Origin of the sequence: Steroidobacter flavus (assembly GCF_042651805.1) — a bacterium.
GTDB classification, from domain to species: Bacteria; Pseudomonadota; Gammaproteobacteria; order Steroidobacterales; family Steroidobacteraceae; genus Steroidobacter; species Steroidobacter flavus.
This window is the reverse complement of the sequence record NZ_JBHSDU010000015.1, coordinates 531,873-555,152: the sequence shown is the minus strand read 5'-3', so window position 1 is coordinate 555,152 and position 23,280 is coordinate 531,873. Positions and strand designations below refer to the sequence as shown.

The 23,280-nt window shown below is 62.2% G+C and carries 21 protein-coding genes; 20 read left to right on the top strand and 1 reads right to left on the bottom strand.

Features of this window, described 5'->3' with window-relative positions; genetic code table 11:
* Positions 1 to 2 precede the first annotated feature (2 nt).
* The 10 genes from ACFPN2_RS30205 to ACFPN2_RS30160 are packed head-to-tail and all read left to right on the top strand — an operon-like array spanning position 3 to position 9,497.
* On the top strand, positions 3 to 896 hold the full coding sequence (locus ACFPN2_RS30205; protein WP_380603662.1) for an NAD-dependent epimerase/dehydratase family protein: 894 nt from the start codon (positions 3 to 5) through the stop codon (positions 894 to 896).
* Positions 893 to 1,729, top strand: a complete 837-nt coding sequence (locus ACFPN2_RS30200; protein ID WP_380603660.1) for an FkbM family methyltransferase — start codon at positions 893 to 895, stop codon at positions 1,727 to 1,729. The genes ACFPN2_RS30205 and ACFPN2_RS30200 overlap by 4 nt, the downstream gene beginning before the upstream one ends.
* Positions 1,729 to 2,391 (top strand): HAD family hydrolase, encoded by a 663-nt coding sequence (locus ACFPN2_RS30195; protein WP_380603658.1) that lies wholly within the window; start codon positions 1,729 to 1,731, stop codon positions 2,389 to 2,391. The genes ACFPN2_RS30200 and ACFPN2_RS30195 overlap by 1 nt, the downstream gene beginning before the upstream one ends.
* Positions 2,388 to 3,158 carry an HpcH/HpaI aldolase family protein gene (locus ACFPN2_RS30190; protein WP_380603656.1) on the top strand — a complete coding sequence of 257 codons (771 nt, stop codon included), beginning with the start codon at positions 2,388 to 2,390 and terminating at the stop codon, positions 3,156 to 3,158. The genes ACFPN2_RS30195 and ACFPN2_RS30190 overlap by 4 nt, the downstream gene beginning before the upstream one ends.
* Before the next feature lie 2 nt (positions 3,159 to 3,160).
* Positions 3,161 to 4,078, top strand: a complete 918-nt coding sequence (locus tag ACFPN2_RS30185) for a class I SAM-dependent methyltransferase (RefSeq protein WP_380603654.1) — start codon at positions 3,161 to 3,163, stop codon at positions 4,076 to 4,078.
* 10 nt (positions 4,079 to 4,088) lie between these two features.
* Positions 4,089 to 5,021, top strand: a complete 933-nt coding sequence (locus ACFPN2_RS30180) for an NAD-dependent epimerase/dehydratase family protein (RefSeq protein WP_380603652.1) — start codon at positions 4,089 to 4,091, stop codon at positions 5,019 to 5,021.
* Between the two features lie 22 nt (positions 5,022 to 5,043).
* The gene (locus tag ACFPN2_RS30175) at positions 5,044 to 5,787 is read left to right on the top strand and encodes a 3-deoxy-manno-octulosonate cytidylyltransferase (RefSeq protein ID WP_380603650.1); all 744 of its coding nucleotides are present in this window, start codon (positions 5,044 to 5,046) and stop codon (positions 5,785 to 5,787) included.
* The gene (locus ACFPN2_RS30170) at positions 5,784 to 7,688 is read left to right on the top strand and encodes a TIGR04326 family surface carbohydrate biosynthesis protein (protein ID WP_380603648.1); all 1,905 of its coding nucleotides are present in this window, start codon (positions 5,784 to 5,786) and stop codon (positions 7,686 to 7,688) included. The genes ACFPN2_RS30175 and ACFPN2_RS30170 overlap by 4 nt, the downstream gene beginning before the upstream one ends.
* A complete protein-coding gene (locus tag ACFPN2_RS30165; protein WP_380603646.1) occupies positions 7,681 to 8,532 on the top strand; it encodes a formyl transferase in 852 nt (283 codons plus the stop codon). Before ACFPN2_RS30170 ends, ACFPN2_RS30165 begins: the two co-directional genes overlap by 8 nt.
* Positions 8,533 to 8,537: 5 nt before the next feature.
* Positions 8,538 to 9,497 (top strand): polysaccharide deacetylase family protein, encoded by a 960-nt coding sequence (locus tag ACFPN2_RS30160; protein WP_380603644.1) that lies wholly within the window; start codon positions 8,538 to 8,540, stop codon positions 9,495 to 9,497.
* Positions 9,498 to 9,500: 3 nt separating this feature from the next.
* Here ACFPN2_RS30160 and ACFPN2_RS30155 read toward each other — a convergent pair whose 3' ends face one another.
* On the bottom strand, positions 9,501 to 10,694 hold the full coding sequence (locus ACFPN2_RS30155; protein ID WP_380603642.1) for an acyltransferase family protein: 1,194 nt from the start codon (positions 10,692 to 10,694) through the stop codon (positions 9,501 to 9,503).
* A 69-nt stretch (positions 10,695 to 10,763) separates the two neighbouring features.
* Here ACFPN2_RS30155 and ACFPN2_RS30150 point away from each other — a divergent pair, with 69 nt between their 5' ends.
* The 10 genes from ACFPN2_RS30150 to ACFPN2_RS30105 are packed head-to-tail and all read left to right on the top strand — an operon-like array spanning position 10,764 to position 23,092.
* Positions 10,764 to 11,666: a glycosyltransferase gene (locus tag ACFPN2_RS30150; protein WP_380603640.1), complete on the top strand. Its 903-nt coding sequence runs from the start codon at positions 10,764 to 10,766 to the stop codon at positions 11,664 to 11,666.
* 3 nt (positions 11,667 to 11,669) lie between these two features.
* The gene (locus ACFPN2_RS30145) at positions 11,670 to 13,079 is read left to right on the top strand and encodes a hypothetical protein (RefSeq protein ID WP_380603638.1); all 1,410 of its coding nucleotides are present in this window, start codon (positions 11,670 to 11,672) and stop codon (positions 13,077 to 13,079) included.
* On the top strand, positions 13,079 to 14,212 hold the full coding sequence (locus ACFPN2_RS30140) for a glycosyltransferase family 4 protein (RefSeq protein ID WP_380603636.1): 1,134 nt from the start codon (positions 13,079 to 13,081) through the stop codon (positions 14,210 to 14,212). The genes ACFPN2_RS30145 and ACFPN2_RS30140 overlap by 1 nt, the downstream gene beginning before the upstream one ends.
* Before the next feature lie 27 nt (positions 14,213 to 14,239).
* Positions 14,240 to 15,436, top strand: coding sequence for a Gfo/Idh/MocA family protein (locus ACFPN2_RS30135; RefSeq protein WP_380603634.1), 1,197 nt, complete (start codon positions 14,240 to 14,242; stop codon positions 15,434 to 15,436).
* Positions 15,408 to 17,543, top strand: coding sequence for a bi-domain-containing oxidoreductase (locus tag ACFPN2_RS30130; RefSeq protein WP_380603632.1), 2,136 nt, complete (start codon positions 15,408 to 15,410; stop codon positions 17,541 to 17,543). The genes ACFPN2_RS30135 and ACFPN2_RS30130 overlap by 29 nt, the downstream gene beginning before the upstream one ends.
* The gene (locus ACFPN2_RS30125) at positions 17,540 to 19,162 is read left to right on the top strand and encodes a heparinase II/III family protein (protein WP_380603630.1); all 1,623 of its coding nucleotides are present in this window, start codon (positions 17,540 to 17,542) and stop codon (positions 19,160 to 19,162) included. Before ACFPN2_RS30130 ends, ACFPN2_RS30125 begins: the two co-directional genes overlap by 4 nt.
* Before the next feature lie 7 nt (positions 19,163 to 19,169).
* A complete protein-coding gene (locus ACFPN2_RS30120; protein WP_380603628.1) occupies positions 19,170 to 20,345 on the top strand; it encodes a glycosyltransferase family 4 protein in 1,176 nt (391 codons plus the stop codon).
* Entirely contained in the window at positions 20,345 to 21,103 is a 759-nt protein-coding gene (locus tag ACFPN2_RS30115) for a YdcF family protein (protein ID WP_380603627.1), read from the top strand. Before ACFPN2_RS30120 ends, ACFPN2_RS30115 begins: the two co-directional genes overlap by 1 nt.
* Positions 21,100 to 22,068, top strand: a complete 969-nt coding sequence (locus ACFPN2_RS30110; RefSeq protein WP_380603625.1) for an NAD-dependent epimerase/dehydratase family protein — start codon at positions 21,100 to 21,102, stop codon at positions 22,066 to 22,068. Before ACFPN2_RS30115 ends, ACFPN2_RS30110 begins: the two co-directional genes overlap by 4 nt.
* Positions 22,058 to 23,092 carry an MraY family glycosyltransferase gene (locus ACFPN2_RS30105; RefSeq protein WP_380603623.1) on the top strand — a complete coding sequence of 345 codons (1,035 nt, stop codon included), beginning with the start codon at positions 22,058 to 22,060 and terminating at the stop codon, positions 23,090 to 23,092. Before ACFPN2_RS30110 ends, ACFPN2_RS30105 begins: the two co-directional genes overlap by 11 nt.
* Positions 23,093 to 23,280: the final 188 nt, after the last annotated feature.

Below are 23,280 nucleotides of genomic sequence, written 5' to 3'. Positions count from 1 at the left end.
CAGTGGATCAGCGTAACACCGCGTGCGTGATCGGCGGCTCGGGCTTTCTGGGCTCGCACGTGGCCGATCAGCTCAGCGACGCCGGCTACGACGTCGTGATTTTCGATCGCTCGCCATCGCCCTGGTTGCGCTCCGAGCAGCGCATGGTGATCGGCGACCTGCTCGATCTGGATGCAATCACGGCAGTCACAGCCGGCGCGCAGTGTGTATATAACTTCGCAGCGTTGGCCGATCTGAACGCCGCACGCACCCGACCGCTACAGACCGTGCAGGTCAACGTGCTGGGCGCGGTGAACGTCATGGAGGCGTGTCGTATCAACGGCGTGAAACGCATGGTCTACGCGAGCACCGTGTACGTCTACAGCAGGGACGGCGGCTTCTATCGCTGTAGCAAACAAGCGGCAGAGCATTACGTCGAAGAGTATCAGCGCGCGTACGGGCTCGATTACACGATCCTGCGCTATGGCTCTTTGTATGGCCCGCGTGCGGACGAGAGCAACGGTTTGTTACGAATCGTCAGCCGCGCGCTCGAAAGCGGCGTGCTGAAGTATGAAGGCAGCCCGGACGCGCTGCGTGAATACATCCACGTTGAAGATGCGGCACGCGCCAGCGTGGCGGCATTGGGGGATGAGTTCCGCAACGAAAGCGTGGTGCTCACCGGTCAGGAGCCGATGCGCGTGCGCGATCTGTTGGAGATGCTGGCCGAGATTCTCGGCTTCGACGGCGTGCAATTCGTTTCGGGCGAGCAGCCGGGTCATTACGTTCGCACGCCCTATGCCTATCAGCCCAAGCTGGGACGCAAATATGTGCCGCCCATGCACGTCGATCTGGGCCAGGGCCTGCTGCAGTTAATCAACGACATCCAGAGTCGCCGCGCGGCGCGAGATAACAAATGAAACAACTGCTGAAGAAAGTGCTCGAGGGCTCGCTGCGCTCGATGAACCGGTCGAGCGTCGGCACCCGGGTCAATCAGATCGTCGCCAACTCGATGATGTCGAACACCCGCACCGTGCAGCACGGCGGAGTGAAGCTGTCGTTCGTGGTGCCGAACTTCGTCAACACCTGGCGCATCGATTCTTTCTCTTCCAAGGAGCCGGAGACGCTGGAATGGATCGATAGCTTTCCCGAAGGTTCGGTGGTGTGGGATATCGGCGCCAACGTCGGCCTGTATTCCTGTTACGCCGCCAAGCGTCGGCGCTGCCGCGTGTTCGCTTTCGAGCCGTCCGTGTTCAACCTCGAGTTGCTGGCTCGAAATGTTTGGATCAATGGCCTGAGCGATCTCGTGACGTTGGTGCCGCTGCCGCTCTCGGACTCGCTGTCCAACAGCACGCTGAACATGACGTCCACGGATTGGGGCGGGGCGATGTCGACGTTCGACAAGTCCTACACCCACGACGGTTCGGCGTTGCGCAAGGTATTCGAGTTCCGCACCCTGGGCGTATCGATGGACGACGCGGTCGCGCATCTGGGCATTCCCGCGCCGGACTACATCAAGATGGATGTGGATGGCATCGAACATCTCATTCTCAAAGGTGGCCCGACGACGCTACGAGCGGCGCGCGGCGCGCTGGTGGAGATCAACGAGGAATTCGAGAAACAGGCGCGGGATTCGGACCAGTATCTGCGCGCCGCCGGCCTGGAGCTGAAGGAGAAGCGCCACGCCGACAGCTTCGAGAACACCGTGTTCCGCAATTGTTATAACCAGATCTGGCAGCGTGGCGCGGCGTGATGACTGACGGATCGCGATCGACGCTTCAGTTACTGCGCACGGCGAAGCTCGTGTTCTGGGATTTCGACGGCGTCATCAAGGACTCGGTGAGCGTGAAGACCCAGGCGTTCGAGCGCCTGTTCCTGCCCTATGGTCGCGAGGTCGCGAGCAAAGTTCGCGAGCATCATGAAGCCAACGGCGGCATGTCCCGCTTCGATAAGATGCCGGTGTATCTGCAATGGGCGGGCCAGGAGGTCACCGAGGCATCGGTCCAAAAATTCTGCGACCGCTTCTCTGAGCTCGCGTTGCAGGCGGTCATCGATGCGCCGTGGGTGTCCGGTGTGCACGCTTATATAGAGCGACATCATCGTGAGCAGCCGTTCGTCCTGGTCACGGCGACGCCTCAGGCGGAGATCGAAACCATCCTGACCGCGACGGGCATCGCGCAATGCTTTCGGGAAGTTCACGGTTCGCCGACCACCAAGACGGCAGCGATCGCGGACACCTTGGCGCGCTGGCAACTCGATCCCGGCGCGACCGTCTTCGTTGGCGACGCCAGCGCCGATCTGGCGGCTGCCAAGACGAACCAAGTAACATTTGTACTTCGGCGCACCCCGCTCAATGAGCGGCTGCGCGACGGCTTTGCCGGTCCTTCCTTTGACGATCTCGAAGCAGGCTCATGAACAGATTGAATGCCATTCGCCGCATTCGCGAGCAACTGCGCTCCGGCGGCCATTCCATCGGCAGCTGGATGCAGATTCCGCATCCTTCCATCGCTGAAATCCTCGGCCAGGCGGGCTATGACTGGGTGGCCTTCGATCTGGAGCACGGCGCCATCGCCGTGAGCCAGCTGCCCGATCTATGCCGTGCGCTGGAGCTCGGCGACACCTTGCCGATGGTGCGATTGGCACAAGGACATCCGAAAGATTGCAAGCAGGCCCTGGATGCCGGCGCGGGTGGAGTGATCGTGCCGATGGTGGAGACGGCCAAGCAGCTGGAACTGATTCGCGATGCCTGTCGTTGGCCGCCCGCCGGTCGTCGCGGCGTCGGGTTCTCGCGGGCCAATCTGTTCGGCAAGCACTTCGAGGCGTATCGCGAAGAGGCACAGGCGCCGCTGCTCATCGCCATGATCGAGCACCATCGGGCCATCGACGATCTGGAGTCGATCCTGCAAGTGGAGGGGCTGGACGCCATTCTGGTCGGGCCCTATGACCTGTCTGCTTCCATGAATCTGACCGCGCAGTTCACCCATCCCGACTTTGTCGCCGCGCTGGCGCGAATCAATTCGCTGGCACGGCAGTACAAGGTTGCTTGCGGCATTCACGTGGTCGCGGCGTCGCCGGAGCAACTGCGCGAGCGGCTGCAGGAAGGCTATCGTTTCATCGCGTACAGCATCGATGCGGTGTTCTTGCAATCGGTCGTCACGCGACCGACGGTTCCGGGAGCTTGACGATGGCCTTGCCGCAAACCTGTCCGCTGTGTGCCGCGACGGCCGAGAAACAAATCGTCGTGACGGCCCATGTGTACGGTGACAAGAGCCGTCAGCGTGCGTTCTTCCACTGCCTCGCCTGCGATGTTCGCTATCAGCATCCCGGCCTGACCGCCGACGAGGAGGCGCGCTTCTACGCCGCCGAATTCGAGGGCTTCATGGCGGGCCGGGCCGGCGTGCAGGGCGGCTGGCAGAAGATCGAGGATCATCATCGCGCCAACGAGCCGACGCGGCTCCGGCGTATGAAATACATTCAGCCGCATCTCGGCGCTCGCTCGAAGGTGCTCGAAGTCGGCTGCTCGTCCGGCTTCATGCTGTTTCCGTTGATCGAGGCGGGGCATCAGTGCACCGGTGTCGAGCCGTCCGGCGCGTTCAGCGAGTATCTGCGCAGCCGGGGCGTGGAGGTTCATTCAGACATGCGGCAGTTGCCCGCCGAGGTGCGCCAGGCCAACTTCGATGTGGTGATGCACTTCTTCGTGCTGGAACACATCGCCGACCCGCAGGCCTTCCTCGAATCGCAGCTCGCTCTGCTCAAGCCGGGCGGCAAGCTGATCTTCGAGATTCCCAATGTCGCCGACCCGTTGCATACGGTGTACGACATTCCGGCCTTCGAACGTTTCTACTGGTCGATCGCGCATCCCTGGTACTTCAGCGACGCCTCGCTACGCCATGTGCTGGACCGGGTCGGCCGGCCGTATCAAGTTCTGCTGGATCAACGGTACGACCTGTCGAATCACATGGTGTGGGCGCGGGATGGCCGGCCGGGCGGCATGGGGCGCTTCACCTCGCAGCTCGGCGCCGAGCTGGAAGAAAGTTATAAGCAAGGGCTGGTGCGTGCCGGCAAGTGCGACACGCTGATCGGCATCATCACCAACTCCTGAAGTGGCAGCGATGGAAAAGATCTTGATCACCGGCGTGGCCGGCTTCATCGGCTCGCACGTGGCGCGGCGCTTCCAGCGGGAAGGCTATCGCGTCGTCGGCGTCGACGATCTGTCGGGCGGCGAGCTGGCCAATGTTCCCGAAGGCATCGAGTTCATTCGCGGCGATTTGACGCTCGCCAGCACCATGGCGTCATTGCCGTCCGACTGCCGGCGCATCCTGCATCTGGCGGGACAATCTTCCGGCGAGATCAGCTTCGACGAGCCGGTGGTGGATCTGAACAAGAACACCGTGTCGACACTGAACCTGATTCGCTACGGCATCGAGCATCGAGTCGAGCGGCTGGTGTATGCGAGCTCGATGTCGATCTACGGCAGTGTGCCGTCGGTTCCCATCGAGGAGAGCCGGCCGGGAGCGCCGTTATCGTGCTATGGCGTGGGCAAGCTCGCGGCCGAGAATTATCTGAAGGTGTACGCGTCGCGACTGCCGTTCGTCGCCATGCGAATGTTCAACGTGTATGGCCCGGGGCAGAACTTGAAGAATCTGCGTCAGGGCATGGTGAGTATCTATCTGGCTCAGGCATTGACCGGCACCGGCAGCATCGAAGTGAAGGGCAGCACCGAGCGCTTCCGCGATTTCATTTATATCGACGACGTCGTCGAAGCGTGGTGGCGTGCGGCCACTCGCGACGCCGCGCTGGGTCAGACATTCAACATCGGCACCGGCATCAAGACCACGGTCGGCGACCTGTTACAGCACATCTGCGCACTCACTCCGGGGAGCAGTTTCTTCGTGCGCGGCTCCACCCCTGGCGATCAAAGCGGCATCTACGCCGATGTCACGAAGTTGCGCGAGGTGCTCGGCATCTCGTCCAGCACGCCGCTCGACATCGGCCTGCGTCATTTCGTCGACTGGGCGCGACAGGCGTCCCGGCCCGGCCAATAAACTCTCGAAAAGGAAGAGTGTCATGAAAATTCTGGCTCTGATTCCCGCCCGCATGGGCAGCAGTCGTTTTCCCGGCAAGCCGATGGCGCCGCTGCTCGGCAAGCCGATGATCGGCCACGTGGTGGAGCGCGTGTCTCGTAACAAGTTGCTGACGACCACCGCGGTCGCGACCTGCGACGATGAGATCGCCAACTACGTGCGGAGCATCGGCGGCCGTGCCGTCATGACGGGCAGCCATCATGAGCGCGCGTCGGATCGTTGTGCCGAAGCGTTGCACGCGATCGAGAAAGAAGATGGTGTGACTTACGACATCGTGGTGATGGTCCAGGGCGATGAGCCCATGACGCATCCGGACATGATCACCGAAGCGGTGCAGCCGATGATCGACGATGCGTCGCTGCAGATCACCAATCTGCTCGGCAAGATCACCACGCTGACCGAGTTCGAGGATCGGAATTGCATCAAGGTGGTGTGCGATCTGCAGAGCAATGCGTTGTGTTTTTCGCGCGAGCCGATTCCCACCCGCAGTAAGTCGCCGAACATTCCGATGGTGAAGCAGGTGTGCGTGATTCCGTTCCGCCGCGACTTCCTGATCGAGTACACCAAGATGGCGCCGACGCCGCTCGAGATTGCCGAGTCGGTGGACATGATGCGCGTGTTGGAACACGGGCTGAAGATTCGCATGGTGCCGACCGCTCACTCGACCATGGCGGTGGATACGCCGGAAGACCTGGCACGCGTCGAGAAGCTGATGCGGGCACTGTGAGACAAGGAGAAGAGAGCTGTGCGCCGGTCGGGCAGGTACCGCGCGTTACGCTGAGGGTATGGGATGCGCAAGAAACACCGCCCGCATCGGACGACATCACGGTACTTTGGTGCGGCTTTCGCGATGGCCGCGATGCTCGTGTCCTTTCGATGCCGCAGCATGTCGAGGAGCAGTCAGATGCGTTGCGTGCTCGCTATCTGGCGTGGCTGCACGATCTCGGCGAGGCTCAGATCCAAGGCCGCAGGCTGGTCGATCACCTGGAGTTGCGGCCTGGGCTTAGTTTCTGGTGGATGACCGCGGTCGCGCAAAAGTACAACGCCTGGGGTGAGTCGCCGGTACACAATGCGATCAAGCTGTTCGCTCTCGAGCAAATCATCGATACGGCACAGGCGAGTGCGGTTGAGCTCGTTTCCACCGACGAGCCGCTTGCTGCCTGCCTGGAGGCGTTCTGCGCGCGGACTGGAATTTCCTTTCGGCGACGCTCATACGAGCCGGCTGCCAGAACCGCGAGTGAGCCCCGGCTCCGGCGTATGCCGTTGCCGCTACGCGCGCTGTTGCTTGCCGTGCGCTATGTAAGTCAGCGTCTGACGATCCGGCGGAGCCGGTCTCGAACTGCTGCGACCGGTGACATTTCGTTCTTCGACATCCTGGTGCACGTCGACGGCAAGGCGCTCTCGACCGGTCCTTTCGCTTCCAATTATTGGACTCGGCTGGTCAACCTGCTGCGCGAATCGAAGGTTCCGACCCGCTGGTTTCATGTGTTTTTCCGGCATGAGGCGATTTCTTCGATTGCCCAGGCCACGGCGCTCATCGAGCGCTTCAATGGCGAGGGCAGGGGAATTCAGCATCACGCTCTGATCGATGAAGCGATGAGTCCCAGCAGAGCGTGGCGCGCACTTTGCGACTACGTGCAGCTGGTGCGCACGCATGCCAGGCTGACCGATATCGGATCGCACTTTCAGCCACGCGATTCGCGAATGAATTTCTGGCCATTGTTTCGTCGGGAGTGGGATGAGTCTTTGCGCGGGCCTTCGGCGATGCACAGCTGTCTCGCGCTCGGATTGTTCGAGGGGGCGCTGTCCGGTGTGCCTCGACAGCGCATTGGGGTCTACATTCTCGAGAATCAGCCGTGGGAGTTTGCACTGATTCATGCATGGAAGAGCGCTGGCCACGGCGAGCTCGTGGGCGTGGCGCATACGACAGTGCGATATTGGGATTTGCGCTATTTCTACGATTCACGCAGTTATCGCCGGCAACCCAATTCATTGCCCATGCCGGCTCGGGTCGCAGTCAACGGGCCGGTTGCCCGCCAGATGTATGTTCGAGGCGGCTATCCTGAGAATGAATTGGTCGATGTGGAAGCGTTGCGCTACCTGCATTTGCTGCCCCGGCCAGCGGCCGAAGGTCCGATCGACAGGGCGGCGCGGCCCCCGGTGGTATTGATTTGCGGCGACTTTCATCTGGCGACGAGTCACAAGCTGCTATCCTGGATGGAGCGGGCAGCACCGTCACTGCCGCCAGACACACAGTACCTTTTCAAAGCACATCCTGCGTACGCGGTAGACACATCGGCATATCGCAGTCTCGATCTGCAGCAGACAAATGCTCCACTGGGAGAAGTGCTGCCGAACGTGGATGTGGTGTTTGCCAGTTGCATCACTTCCGCCGCTGTGGATTCGCTCTATCTGGCGGTGCCTGTGATTCAGCTTCTCGATGGCCGGTCGTTCAACATGAGCCCGCTGCGAGGCTTGCGTGGCAGTGCTTATGTTGCGAGCCCGTCCGAGCTGGCGACGGCTCTGAAGAGCGCATTGGATAGCGAGAGATATCGCGCCGATACGCCGTACTTCTTTCTCGATGAACAGTTGCCACGATGGCGAAAGCTTCTGCAATTACATGAGTGAGTTCGAGCCGCATCGTCGGTTGCGCGGCGTACTGCTGACGCGCCGTTCCGCTTTCCAGATCTACTGCGCCAACCGGTTGTGGGAGCGTGGTGCCATCGACATGGTGATCTTCGAGGAAGGTCAGTCGCATGTCGAAGAGCGCGCCCTCTCTGGAGATCTGGCGAAAAAGCTGCGGGGCTCGCTGCGCCTGCTGGTACGGCCGTTGGCCGTATTTCACAAGGCACACAGCCTGCTCAATCGTCGCAAGTATTTCGGTTTCCAACAGCTGCACGATGAGCGTGTGCTCGAGAGCGGCTACTCGGCGGTCGCGCCCGGACTGGCGACGCTCACCGTGCCCAGCGTCAATTCAGATCAAGTGCTCGAGACTCTGCGGCGTCATGACCCGCAGATTGTCTTCGTATTCGGCACGGCGTTGATTGGCGATGCGGTGATGGATTGCGTGTCGGCACCGTTCGTGAACATGCACTGGGGATGGAGCCCCAACTACCGCGGTGAAGGCATCGTGACGGCCCTTGCTCACGAGGGGGCTGGGGCTTTGGGCGTTACCGTTCATGCGCTGGACGCGGGTATCGACAGCGGCGCCATCCTGTATCGCGCCCGTCCACAAGTGGAGGCAGGGGATAACTTCTATGCCATTGGCCTCAGGCTCAGCCGGCTCGGCACGGAGTGTTTCGCGGAATGCGCACAACGGCTGCGGGCAGGCCAGGCGCTGACAGGCGTGCCGCAGGAGCGTGGCGTGGGCGCTTTTCGCGGTTCCAAATATATGCGCGAACACCCAGAGATTTACCTGAAGGCCTGGAGAAATCTGCTGCGTGCGTCGGGCGAGACGCGCGGAGGGACGTGACCGAAATGCGGTTTCTGAAAAGCGGATTGAAAAAGGCCGTCGGTGGCGCCGTGCGTCGTTTGCCTGCGCTGCGACGGAGCATGACGCAGGGCTTGAACGTCTTCTTGTTCCATGACGTGACCGATGAGCCCAGTCCCTTCAATGCGCAGTATGCGTTAGCTGTTTCGCGCGCGACATTCCGGCGCCAGGCTGCATGGATCCGCGACAATTTCGAGGTCATCCATCCAGCTCGGCTGTTCGATCAGAGCGTGCTGCCTCCGCGCGCCGCACTGATAACGTTCGATGACGGCTTTCTCGGCACGTTCGAGAACGGGCTCGAGATCCTGCGCGACATGCAATTGCCCTCCGTGGTGTTCGTCAACATGCGAGCGGTATTGGAGCAGACGCCGATTCTCTCCGTGGTCGCGTGCTATCTGAACCAGCATGTGCCTGAGTTCGCGGGGTTCGCGGACTCGGTAGGGTTGCGCAGACCGTACCACCTGACGCTTACCCCCAAGTTGTTGGCAGAATTCGAACAACGCAGCGGCGCGCTCGACCGTGCAGCGGTGCTCGATTACCAGGGGCAGTTCGCGGACTTGCAGACCATGCGTAAATGGAGCGATGCGCGATGGGTGCTGTACGGTAGTCATCTTTTCGATCACTGGAATGTACGGGCGCTGGACAGCGTGGAATTCCAGCATCATTACCAATCGAACGAGCGGGCGCTGGCGCAGTTCGACAACCGCGCCAATTTGTTCGCATTCCCGAACGGGCAACCCGTGAGTTGCTTCTCCGACAGCGATGTGGAGCAACTGCGCCAGCTTGGAGCAGGCAGGGTGTTTTCGGCGCGAGGTGGAGTGAATAGAGACTCCACGCAATACCTGCTCAGCCGGTGCGGTCTCGGCGAGCAAGATGCGGACGAGGACGGTATCTGGTTCCGAATGGGACGTGCAGCAGCTGAGGACGCGTTCAATCGTCGCCGGTAGGTTTCACCGGGACTCGGATTTGCCGCGCTGGTCGAAGCTACTCGAGATCGCCTGAGCAGCCAGCGCACGCGACAGCTTGCGCCCCATGTCCATGTACCGAAGCTCGATGTAACGATAGGAAAGCTCTGACGCGACCCCGGCGATCGCGATGCTGACCGAGGCAAGCAGTGCGCTGAGCGCGACTGGATGCGTCCCCGGCACTGGGCCCGGCCAGTATTCGAAAAGCACCGTAGCCGTGACATACAGCACGATGAAGTGCCATAGATAGAAGCTGTAGCTGATGCGGCCCAGCCAGCGTATGGCGCTGGAATGAAACAGGCGGGCACCGAAACCACGGCTGTTCCAGGTGCAAAAGGGCAGCAGCAGAGTGCCAGCCGCGAGCGTTTCGAAGACGATGGCCAGCGTAGCACTGCCGCCCAGCATCGGCACCGCCGTGCGAGCTCCAATCAGCACGACCACCACTGCCGCGAAGTACGACGTGGCGTGCGAGCCGATCCGGTCGAGCACACGCTGCGTCGCCAGCCCGGGCAACAGCAGTCCGAGATAGAATTTGTATGCGTGCGGCAGGATCAGTTCGCAAAACTGCACGTACAGTCGATTGCCCGGAGCGAGTGCCCGCAGCTCGTCCGCGAGAAACGCAAGCACGATCAACGCGAGCAGCATTCCAAGGTTGGTGAGCAGTCCGCCGCGGCGAGCCACGCGATGAAGCAATGGAAAGATGACGGCGATGCCCATCTCGACCATCAGGGTCCAGCCCACGGGATTCAGTGAGACGTTGATGAGCAGGAAGTTCTGTAGCGCGCGGTACCAGCTCAGAGGCTCCTGGTAGTAGCGGTTGAACCATTCGGTGGCCCCCGGATGCGGTGCTGGCCCATGCACGAGCAGATACAGGCAGATCGCGGCCGTTACGACCACGATCATCGGGTAGATACGGAATACACGCAGTATCAGAAATTGCCGCCAGCGCGCCGCGAACGAACCGGAGTAGCGATCCAGCGCCAGGCCCAGCACCACGCCGCTGAGCACGAAGAACAGTGTCACGGCTGCGAAACCGTTGAAGACTACTTTCGCCCCCGACATCGCGGTCGAACCGAGCGGGTCCAGCACAAAAAACGAGTGCATCAGCGCCACGGTCAGAGCGGCGAACCCCCGAATGGGCTCGAACTCCGCGATGAATTGGCTCTTTGTGGATTTCATGCTGTGGCTTTACTCTACCGCCCGGGCGCGGCCCCCGGGGGGGCGCATAGTCGCACGAAAGCCGTTTAATTGCCGTTCATTGAGATTGCCCGCATTTTGACCAAGGAAATCTACCCACTGTCGGTCGTGATCGCGACGCTGGGCGGCGACTCTCTGCCGAATACGCTGGCGACGCTCAATTCGGGCTCGGCGATTCCCGCGGAAATCCTGATCTGCATTCCCGAGCGGGAAGCCGGCCGCGTCACGGCCTTGCAACGGGACAACGTCCGTGTAGTGGTAACGCCGTGTCGGGGGCAGGTGGCTCAGCGCGCCTTCGGCTTCGGTCAGACCGGGCAGCCGCTGGTACTGCAAATGGACGACGACATCCTGATCGAGCCGGCACATCTGCGCGCGTTGATCGAATCGCTCCAACGTCTGGGGCGCGGCAACGTCGTGGCCCCCATCTATAGGGATCTCGGCACCCGCTGCCTGCACACTTATATGAGAGGCTGGAGCGGGCGCGTGCAGGATGTCTATGCGGCGGTCATTTGCGGCGCCAAGTGGGGCATGCGACGCATGGGAACCGTGTCGCCGGCGGGTGTGAGTTATGGCGTGGACGAGAAGCTGTGCAGTGAGCCGGCGGTGCAGACCGAATGGCTGCCGGGAGGCTGCGTATTGAGTTTTCGCGAGGATCTGGTGACGGAGGCGTTCTTTCCCTTCCCAGGAAAGGCGTACTGCGAGGACCTGATTCATTCGATCCTGCGCCGGCATCGTGGGCTGAAGCTGTGGGTGTTACCTCAACTGTATTGTCAGACCGCCGCGCCGCCGCCGCAGGTGCTGACCTGGAAAGAAATGCGCAACGATTTGCGAGCGAGGCGGCACGTCGTGCAGCTCGCGGGCGGCAGTCAAATGCGCCTGGCACTCTGGTTCGCGGCGGACGCCTTGCGTCGCGGCCTCCGAACATTGCTGCCCCGACGCCGGCAGCCGGGCTGACCCATGGAAGCAACCGTCGCAAAACATCGAGAGCACACGTTGATCGGCAAGGTCTACGTGTGGTCCATCATTTTCGAGCCGCTGTTGTTCTTCCTGCTGGCTTCCAACAGCAGCACCGGCATCACGCCCAATCCTGGTCGCATCCTGCAGTTCCTGGTGTGGGCCGGGTTGTTGACCAGCTGGACGGTGTCCCGCGACCGGCTGCGCGTTCCCAATCCCACCGCGCCGATGTACGCGAACTACAGCATGTACTTCCTTCTCACGGTGATCGCGGGCGGGATCGGCATCGCGATGGGGTCGTTCGATCTGCACGACCGCTACAGCGCGGAGAATGCCAGTTCGGCGATCGCGGCGTTCATTCGCAGCCCCGCGGTCCGACCGCTGTTCGAATATTTCATCACGATCTATTACTTCGTTTATTTCGTGATCCTGCCGCGCTATCTGTTGAACAGCGACGCAGCGATTCGTTACTTCTTCCGCAATTTCACGCTGGTGTTCGTGATCGGCCTGATCCTGGGCACCCTGGATCTCGCGGCGGCGGGCGTGGGCATGGGCTTCATTCCGCGACATCTGGCCGACGGCGTGATGGTCGGCTTTCGATTCCATGGACTGGCCGGCGAGCCGCGCGACGCGTTCGTCTATCTCATGTTCGGTCTGGCCATGATGACGCTGCGGGAATACTGGGCGCGCGGCCGCTCGCTCGGCCAGCTCTGGACCATCTGCATCCTCTTCGCGGTGCTGATGACTCAATCGGCGTCGGGTCTGTTCGGCCTGCTGTTCGCGGGCATTCTGATCATCGCCTTCAGCATCCGTACGCTTTCGCCGCGTACGCTCGCGCTTGCCGGCGTGCTCGTCATCCTGCTCATCGCGGCAGTGATCGGCGGTGTGTATTTCAGCCCTCGCATCCAGACGTATTTGAAGGCGTTCAACGTGCTGTTCGACCGCTTGAATCGCGGCGGCCCGCCGCCGGCCGTCATGATCGGCCAGATGAGCAACATCTATCCGATGTGGGACCTGTGGCAGAAGCTCCGAGAGGGCAATTTCATCCAGCTGCTGCTCGGCTCCGGCCTCGGCTCCTCGTCGGTGACCACCAACAACCTCGGTGGCTTCCGCGAGCTGGCCAACCCTCATACGCAGATCGTGCGCGTGCTGTATGAGTCCGGCGTGATTGGTTTGTATTTCTTCGTCATGAGCTTCGCCGCGCCGGTGCGCAAGCTCACCGAGCACCTGACGCCCGATGTGCGTCGGCGTTTCCTGTTCCTCATCCTGATGCTGGTGGGCGTGTTCTTGAGCCACCGCTCCTCGGTGCCGTTCATCTATCTGGGCGTGTTCATTGTGGTGATGCAGAGGAAGAACGCCCAGATCATGGAACAGCGCGTAACCGTGCCGAACGGGGCCGTGAGCGTCGCCTGATGATTCTGGGTATCGACGCTTCGAACATCCGCGCCGGCGGCGGAGTCACCCACCTGTCGGAGGTGTTACGCGCCGCCACGCCGGATCGCTACGGTTTCAAGCAGGTGGCGCTGTGGAGCGGACGAAGCACGCTCGACAAGATCGAGGATCGGCCCTGGCTGCTGAAGCTGAGCGATCCCTTGCTCGACGGCAGCCTGCCGCAGCGGATCTACTGGCAACGTTTCAAGCTGCGGCCGACCGCGCAAGCGGCGGGATGCGACGTGCTGTTCGTCCCCGGCGGCTCGGATGCCAGCGGCTTCCGGCCCATGGTGACTATGAACCAGAATCTGCTGCCGTTCGAATGGCACGAGCTGCTGCGCTATGGCTGGTCGGCGATGACCGTCAAGTTCGCGCTGTTGCGCTTCACTCAAGCGGCAACGTTTCGTCGTGCCGACGGGTTGATCTATCTCTCCGGCTACGCGCGCGACGTGGTGGGGCGCTTCATCCGGGGGCGCCGGCCTTTGGAAACGACGATCGCTCACGGCATCCATCCTCGTTTCTTCATGGCGCCGCGACCGGTGCGTCGGATCGAGGATTGCGATGCCAGCCAGCCGATGCGGATTTTGTATGTCTCCATCGTCGATGTTTACAAGCATCAGTGGCATGTGGCGGAGGCCGTGGCGCAATTGCGGGCAGCGGGTCTTCCAGTAGCGCTCGATCTGGTCGGCCCGGCCGGTTTCGCGACGCCTCGTTTGCAGGCGACGCTGAAAAAAGTCGATCCCAGCGGGCAGTCGATCCGTTATCTCGGGGCGATTCCGTACGAACAGTTGCATCAGATGTACACCTCGACCGACATCGCCGTGTTCGCGTCCAGCTGCGAGACCTTTGGACAGATTCTGACCGAGGCGATGGCGGCGGGCTTGCCGGTGGCATGCTCCCGGCGCGCGGCCATGCCGGAGTTGCTGGGCGATGCCGGCGAGTATTTCGATCCGGAGCAGCCGGCCGAGATCGCGGCGGCTTTGCGGCGACTGATTGACTCCCCGGCACTCAGGGCTAAGATGGCCGCCGCCCACGCACGGGCGCAGTCGTTTTCTTGGGAGAAGTGCGCGGAGGAGACTTTCCAGTTCCTGGCGCACGCCAGCCGGGTCAGATGAAAAGTGTCAGTATCGCGAGAACGTTTCGTGCTCGCACAGAATAACGAAAAGCGCGGCGGTCTCCGGCAACAACTGAGCAAGACGCTTCGTTATTTGCGCATCTACGGGCTGGGCCGGACCTGGTTCAAGGTCGCGGGCCGGATGCGCACGCCGCTGGTCTTGCGGTCCCTGCGGCCGGGCCGGGTCGCGGGACGCGACATCGCGATGATCGGCTGCGGTCAGTTCGCCTTCGCCACCATCGGATATTTCATCCGCCGCCGTTTCGGCAACCGGTTTGCCGAATGTTTCGATCCCGCCACGCCTGCCGCCACTTCCTTTGCGAAGTTCTACGGCATCCCGCAACCGTCCGCGACCGCGGAGGCCGCTATCCACGCGGATGCGGTTCGCATCGTCTACATCGCTTCCAACCATGCCAGTCACACGCCGTATGCCGTCGAGGCATTGGCGGCGGGCAAGACGGTGTATGTGGAGAAGCCGGTCGCCGTTTCCTTAGAGCAAATGTGCCGTTTGGCGGCCGCGGCCCGAAGCACGACAGGCAAACTGTACGCAGGCTACAATCGCCCGTTTTCCGGCGCGATCGGCCAATTGCGGCCGCATTGTCAGGGCCAGCAGGGCCCGTTGACGTTGTCGTGTTTCATCTCCGGTCACGTGCTCGGGCCCGATCATTGGTACCGGCGTGCGGAAGAGGGGACGCGGATCTGCGGCAACGTGGGTCACTGGCTCGACCTGGCCGTGCACATGCTGAGCTGGAACACACTGCCGGACCGCTGGACGGTGATGCTGGCCTGGAGCAATGAGAACGCGCGCGACGATGACGTGTCGATTTCATTGACGAGCGAGCGCGGCGATCTGGTGAACATCGTACTGACCGCGCGCAACGAGCCGTTCGAAGGGATCAACGAGACCATCAATGTGCAGTGGGGCGAGACGATCGCGAAGATCGACGATTTCCGGCGCATGGAAGTGTGGCAAGGCTCGCGTAATCGCGTGCATCGCTTCTGGCCGAAGGATGTCGGTCACGGCGCGGCCATTCTGCAGCCGTTCAAGCCCGGCCGCCCCTGGCGCGAAGTCGAGCTCTCGACCTTGTTGATGTTGCATATCACGGCAATGGTCAAGGCGGCGCAGCGACACAGCGAATTTTCTTTCAGCGCAGCCAGTGCCCAGCTCGAGGCCGCGATAATTTCTGGAACCTCAAATGCGTCAGATTCTGCAATCGCTGGCTAACGGCCGCACTGAAGTGGCCGAAGTGCCGGCGCCGCGGGCGCCCCGCAACGGCGTGTCGATTCGTACCACCCGCTCGCTGATCTCGGCCGGCACCGAGCGCATGCTGGTGGATTTCGGCCGCTCCGGCTGGCTGGAAAAAGCCCGTCAGCAACCGGACCGGGTGCGTCAGGTGCTGCAGAAGGCGCGCACCGATGGTTTGTTACAGACCATCGATGCCGTGCGTAGCAAGCTCGATCAGCCGCTGCCGCTGGGCTACTGCAATGTCGGTGTGGTCGTCGAAGCAGGCGCCGAAGCCAATGGCTTCTCGGTGGGCGATCGTGTCGTTTCCAACGGTGCGCATGCCGAGGTGGTCGCGGTGCCTCGCAATCTGTGCGCGCGAATTCCTCCAAACGTCAGCGACGATGCGGCTGCCTTCACCGTGCTCGGCGCGATTGCCTTACAGGGCATTCGCCTCGCTGCTCCGACCTTGGGCGAGCGCTTCGTCGTGACCGGGTTGGGGTTGATCGGTTTGATGGCCGTGCAACTGTTGCGTGCGAATGGCTGCAAAGTGCTCGGCATCGATCCGGATCCCGCCAAGGCGGCGCTGGCTCGCGAGTTCGGTGCCGATGTGGTCGCTTTGGACAAGGGTGAAGATCCGTTGGCGGTCGCTGCGGCGTTCTCATCGGGGCAGGGCGTGGACGGCGTCATCATCACCGCCGCGACCAGCAGTAACGAGCCCGTGTCGCAAGGCGCGAAGATGTGCCGCCAGCGGGGCCGCATCATCCTGGTCGGCGTCGCCGGGCTGGACCTGGACCGCGCCGATTTCTATACCAAGGAACTGTCGTTCCAGGTGTCCTGCTCGTACGGGCCCGGTCGTTACGATCCTCAGTACGAAGAGGCCGGTCAGGATTATCCATTCGGCTTCGTGCGCTGGACCGAGCAACGCAATTTCGAGGCGGTGCTGGACATGATGGCGGCCGGCAGCCTGAATGTGACATCGCTGATCACTCATCGGTTCGCATTCGACCAGGCACCCGCGGCGTATGAGTTGTTGGCAGCCGGCGGGCAGCCGTACCTGGGCATTCTGCTCGAATATGCGGAGCGTCCGGAACAGGAGCTGCGAGTCCGCACCGTGCAGTTGAATGCGTCGGGTGCCGCCACATCGGCACCACGGGTCGCGTTCATTGGCGCGGGCAACTACGCCGGACGCGTATTGATTCCCGCGTTCAAAGAAACATCCGCACGCATGCAAGGAATCTCCAGCGGCAAGGGTGTGACCGCTGCGCATTTCGGGCGCAAGTACGGTTTTGCTTCGATCACCACGGACAGCGAGACGTTGCTGTCGTCCCCCGATGTGGATGCGGTCGTCATCGCCACTCGACACGACAGTCACGCGCACTTCGTTTGCAAGGCACTGCAGGCGGGCAAGCACGTGTTTGTCGAAAAGCCGCTCGCCATTGCTCAGGAGCAGCTGACGCAGATCGCGAACGCATGGGAAGCCGCGGGCTCCGGCGGTACGCGACCGCAGGTGATGGTTGGATTCAACCGCCGCTTCGCGCCCCAAGTACAACGAATGAAGTCGTTGCTCGGCGGCGTTCGCGAGCCCAAAAGTGTAATGATCACGGTCAATGCGGGAGCGATTCCGCGCAACCATTGGACGCAGGATCCCGCTGTCGGCGGCGGGCGCGTCATCGGCGAAGGCTGTCACTTCATCGATCTGGCGCGCTTCCTGGTCGCTCAGCCCATCGTCGAGTCGAGCGTGCGCTCGATGGGGGGCAACGGTCTGCCGGTCGAGGACGACAACGTGGCGATCACGCTCGGGTTCGCCGATGGCTCCTGGGCGACCATTCAGTATCTGGCCAACGGCCACCGCGCTTTTCCGAAGGAGCGCATCGAAGTGTTCTGCGCCGGTCGCATTTTGCAGCTCGATAACTTTCGACGGCTGCGCGGCGAGGGCTGGAGCGGCTTCAGCGGCATGAACCTGTGGCGTCAGGACAAGGGTCAGCAGCAATGCGCGGCAGCCTTCGTGCGCGCCTTGGAGAGCGGTGCCCCCGCGCCGATTCCGTTCGAAGAGCTCCTGGAAGTCAGCCGCGTCAGCATCGAGTTGGGCGAGGCGGCGCGCCATTGAGTCGACTCGGGCTGTACTTTCACACGCTGCGACACCTGCGCCCCATCCAGGTCACGTCGCGCATCTGGTTGCGGTTGTATCGACCTGCCGTGGATCTTCGACCGGCGCCCGGATTGCGTCGTGTTTCGACGCCGCTGCGTGCTCCCATTCCGACGCAGCCTTCGCTGCTGGGGCCGACGACGTTTCGTTTGCTCAACGAGCAGCGCGAGTGTGCCAACGCTCAGGATTGGCACCCTGCCGGCGTCGAGAAGCTCTGGATCTATAACCTCCATTACTTCGACGATCTGAATGCGTCGCAGGCCGATGCGCGTCGCGCGTGGCATGTAGCGTTGCTGGAGCGATGGGTCAAAGAAGTTGCGCCAGGGCAGGGCGATGCCTGGGAGCCTTATCCCGTCTCACGCCGCCTCGTGAACTGGCTGAAATGGGCCTTGCGAGGCAATGAGCCGACGCGCGCCGTGCTCGACAGTCTCGCGGCTCAGACTCGCTGGCTGACGCAGCGGCTCGAATATCACTTGCTCGGCAATCATCTGTTCGCCAACGCCAAGGCATTGGTGTTCGCCGGTCTGTATTTCTCGGGCAGCGAGGCGGAGTCGTGGCGAGCGCAGGGGATGCGGATCGTCGAGCAGGAGCTTGCAGAACAGGTTCTCGGCGATGGCGGTCATTTCGAGCTGAGCCCCATGTATCACGCGGCCATGCTCGAGGACGTGCTCGATCTGATCAACGTGCAGCAGTCGTATGCGCGGCGCGTGCCGCCGAGCTGGCACGACGCCGTCGCGCGAATGTTACGCTGGGCGCAGACGATGAATCACCCCGACGGGCAGCTATCGTTCTTCAATGACAGCGCGCTGGGGATCGCGCCGGATCTTGCGACATTGCAAAGCTATGCCAGCTCGTTGGGCCTGCCGAGGGTGGAGCGTCGGGTCGATGCGTTGGTGAGGTTACAGAACAGCGGATATATACAAGCAGCCGCCGGTCCTGCGTATCTATTGTGTGACTGCGGAGCGGTGGGGCCGACCTATCTGCCCGGTCACGCGCATGCCGATACATTGAGCTTCGAGCTGAGCTTGCATGGGCAGCGGTGGTTTGTGAATTCCGGCACCTCCCAATATGGCTTGAGTCCGGAGCGTCAGCGCCAGCGCGGCACGGCGGCTCACAACACTGTCGCGGTCGACGAGCAGGACTCGAGCGAAGTCTGGGCGGGCTTTCGGGTCGCGCGCCGTGCCAAAGTCACTATCAACGAAGTCGCACGGCACCCGGACGAGATCGTCATTGACGCGAGTCACGACGGCTATCGTCGGCTTCCGGGCGCCAACCAGCATCGTCGTCGCTGGTCGTTACGTCCCGAGGGCTTGCGGATCGAAGATCGGATCGGCGGCTCGTTCGCATCGGCGGAGGCGTTTTTTCATTTGCATCCAGATGTGCGGGCCACGCGCGACGATGGGGGCCAGATCCAGTTGATCGGCCCGGGCGATACAGCGGCGCAATTGAGTTTCGAAGGTGCGGCCGCGATCTCGATCGACGCCGGCACCTGGCACCCTGGCTTCGGCGAATCGCGGGCCAACGTCTGTATTCGCGTGCGCTTCACAGGCGAGCGCCTGCTCAGCGACCTGCGGTGGTAAGGACTCCATGAGACTGCTGTTACTCAGCTTCTATTATCAGCCGGATTTGAGTGCGGGCTCGTTTCGAGCCACCGCGCTGGTGAAGGCCTTGCGGGAGCAGATGCCCGCGGGATCGCACATCGATGTGATCACCACCATGCCGAACCGGTATCAAAGCTTCAGCCAGCAGGCCGCCGAGGTCGAGAGCGAGCCGGGGCTGGAGGTTCGACGGATTGCGATCCCCGCCCACAGCAGCGACATGCTCGGTCAGTCGCGCTCGTTCATGACGTTCGCCCGCGAGGTGCGCAAGGTCGTGAAACATCGTGACTACGATCTGGTGTGCGCGACTTCGTCTCGCCTGATGACCGCTTGGCTGAGTGCATCGATTGCACGACGCAAGCGTATTCCGCTCTATCTGGACATCCGAGATCTGTTCGTCGATACGATTTATGACGTGCTGTCCGGGCCGGCGGCGTGGCCGATCAAACAAGTGTTCTCCCGCGTGGAGTCTTGGACCATGCGTCGCGCCAATCGTATCAACGCCGTATCGCGCGGCTTCGAAGGTTACTTTCGCGAACGCTATCCGCAGGTGCCGATGGCGTTCTTCACCAACGGCATCGACGATGAATTTCTCAATGTGCCGGCGGCGCCCCCAACGACGAAAACCGATGGCCGCGCGGTGGTGCTGTACGCGGGCAATCTGGGCGAAGGGCAGGGGTTGCATCACATCCTGCCGGGCATGGCGCGTGCGCTGAGCGACCGCGTGCGCTTCGTCGTCATCGGCGATGGCGGGCGGCGGCGCGATCTGGAAACAGCGGTTGCGGGCCTGTCGAACGTCGAGCTCCGCAAGCCGGTCCAGCGTGCCGATCTGATCGGCGCGTATCAGGCGGCCGATGTGCTGTTCCTGCATCTGGGCGACTATGCGGCGTTCGAGAAAGTGCTGCCTTCGAAGCTGTTCGAATACGCCGCGCTCGGCAAGCCGGTGCTGGCGGGCGTCGCTGGATATGCGGCGCAATTCGTGCGCGAGGAAATCACGAACTCGGCCGTGTTCGCCCCGTGCGACGTCGAAGCCGGCGTCGCGGCGTTCAGCTCGTTACAATTGCGGGACGAGCCGCGGCCGGAATTCATCGCCAAGCATTCACGTAGCAACATTGCGCGTGCCATGGCTCGTGACATCCTGGCGCTGGTCTCCCCTGGACGTTGATGTACGCTTTCAAGAAATTCATCGGTGCGTTGGCCGGTCCGCTGGTCATGGCGCTGCTCCTGTTGCTGTTGGCCGCGATGCTCCGCGCGTTTGGACGTCGTCGGGCTTCGCTGTGGTGCGTGATCGTCGCGGGCGCCGTTGCCTATCTTGGATCGGCGCCATTCGTGGGCAATGCGCTATTGGGAGCGCTCGAACAACAATATGAATCGCTGCCTTCGGAGCAGCTGCCGCAGGTGGGTTATATCGTCGTGCTCGGCAGCGGTTATTCGCCGCGCGACGGGGTACCCATCACGGGGGCGCTCGATCCAGACGGATTAACTCGAATTGTCGAAGGCATTCGACTCAGCAAGACTCTGCCCTCGGCACGGTTGATCGTTTCGGGCGGTGCACCGGAAGGGGTGGCACGGTCGGCGAGGGGATACGCCATTCTCGCCCGCGACCTCGGCGTGCCAGAGACATCCTTGCAAGTGCTCGATACGCCGCTCGATACGGCGCAAGAAGCTCAGGCCATCGCCGGCATGCTGAAAACTGAAAAATTCGTCCTGGTAACCTCCGCGTATCACATGCCGCGTGCCATGCGTCTGATGCGAGATGTCGGCGCGCAGGCTATTCCAGCGCCGACCGGGCAACGGGCGGCCAGCAACGACGGCTTTGGCTGGGTTTCGCTCATCCCCTCGGCGGCGGGACTACGCAAGACGGAGCAGGCACTTCATGAATATCTCGGGCTCGCGCTGGCGGCGATGACGGCGGGTCGATGATCAAACGTGTCCTCGTGACCGGGGCCACTGGCTTCGTCGGCGGCACTTTGTGCGGCCAATTGGCAGAGGCCGGCTTTACTGTGCGGGCGGCGCTGCGTACCGAAAAGAACACTCCGAAAGCAGTCAGTGAGCGTGTGGTCGTCGGCGATATCGGCTCGCGGACCGATTGGCAAAGCGCGCTCGAAGGGGTCGATTTCGTGGTGCATGCGGCCGCGCGAGCGCACGTACTGAATGACAGCCCGGCGAACGCGAATCTGTATATGGAGAGCAATGCCCACGGCACCGTTCGGCTGGCGGATGCCGCCGCCGCCGCGGGCGTGCAACGGCTCGTTTTTCTGAGCAGCGTCAAAGTGAACGGCGAGGACAGCGGCGACGGGGTGTATCGACCCGATGATCGGCCGCAGCCTCTGGATGCGTATGGTCGTTCGAAAGCGAAAGCGGAAGAGGGGTTGCGGGAGGTGTGCGCTCGGACCCGCCTGCAAGGGGCAATCATTCGCTCACCGCTCGTTTATGGTCCCGGTGTGCGCGCGAATTTTCTGCGCTTATTACAATGGGTGGATAAGCGGCGGCCGTTGCCAATCGGCTCGGTCCGTAACCGACGCAGCATGGTGAGCGTGTGGAACCTGTCCCACCTGCTCACGCATGCCCTGAGTCATCCGGCAGCCGCCGATGGAGTGTGGATGGTTTCCGATGGTCAAGATGTGTCGACGCCGGAGTTGGTTCGCCGCCTCGCCGATGCGATGGGACGACGTATGACATTGTTGCCCGTGCCCGTGGCCCTGCTACGAATCGCCGGCACGCTCCTGGGCAAGGGCGCCGAAGTAAAACGATTGTGCGGCTCGTTAGCGGTCGACGCCTCGGCAACGCGCAATCAGCTGGGCTGGACGCCAGCCCTCTCGCTCGAGGAAGGGTTGCAACGGACCGTGCAGTGGTATCTGGCGGAGCAGGGCGTGCATGCGGGCTGAGCTGTGGTGGTCGATCGTGGCGCTCGCCGGACTCGTTTCTTATGCACTCACCGGTTGGACCCGTACCGCGGCGCTGAAGCGGGGGGTGCTCGACATTCCCAATGAACGCAGCTCGCACGTGGTACCGACACCGCGCGGTGGCGGCGTCGCGATTGTCATCGCCATGACCGCGGGGCTGGTGGCGCTAGCCGTTCTAAAAGTTATCGGCATCGATCTGTTGCTCGCGTTGGGGGGCGGTGGCATCGCCATCGCCATCGTGGGTTATCTCGATGACCGCCACCGGTTATCGGCGAGGGTCCGGCTGGCCGTTCATTTCGCCGCCGCGCTCTGGGCATTGGCCTGGCTCGGAGGTTTACCGCCATTGCGCTTTGGCGAGCTGACGTTCAGCTTTGGCTGGGTAGGCTACGTCCTCGGTGCGCTAGGCATTGTCTGGACGCTGAATTTGTTCAATTTCATGGACGGAATCGATGGTATCGCGGCGTCGGAGGCAATATTTATCGTGAGCGCGGGCGCGGGTCTCGGCATGCTGACGAACGTATCGGGGGAAGCGCTGGCGCCCGCAATGCTCATGGCTGCCGCTTGCGGTGGCTTTCTATTGTGGAACTGGCCGCCAGCGAGAATTTTCATGGGCGATGCAGGCAGCGGTTATCTCGGTTATGCCGTCGTGGTCCTTGCCTTGAGCGCGGCCCGGCACAGCGAGGTGGCGCTGCTCGTGTGGACGATCCTCGGAGGATTGTTCTTCGTGGATGCGACGGTGACGCTGGCCCGCCGCCTGGCGCGGGGCGAGCGGCCTTATGAAGCGCACCGTAGTCATGCTTATCAGTGGCTGTCGCGTCGCTGGGAAAGCCACAAGCGGGTGACCTTGTTTTGCATTGGACTCAATCTGCTGTGGCTGTTGCCGTGCGCCTGGTATGCGGCGCTCCGGCCGGCCCTGGCGGGCTGGATGGTGTTGGTGGCGCTGGTTCCGATGATTTTGGGTGCGCTGTGGGCGGGCGCCGGTCGTCGTGAGCAACGCGCGGGATGAAGTCCGTCGTCGAACTGTCTCTGATCGGAGTCAGTGCAAATAGTGACGAGTTCTGGGAGAATTCGCCGCCACTCAGTAACTTCGGCGTACTTCTCGAATTTTTTCCTTATCAGGACGCGAAGAAAAAGGCATGGCCGACGGAAATGCGGCTCGCGGTCGACTTTTACCCAATGCGGACCAGCAGTAGT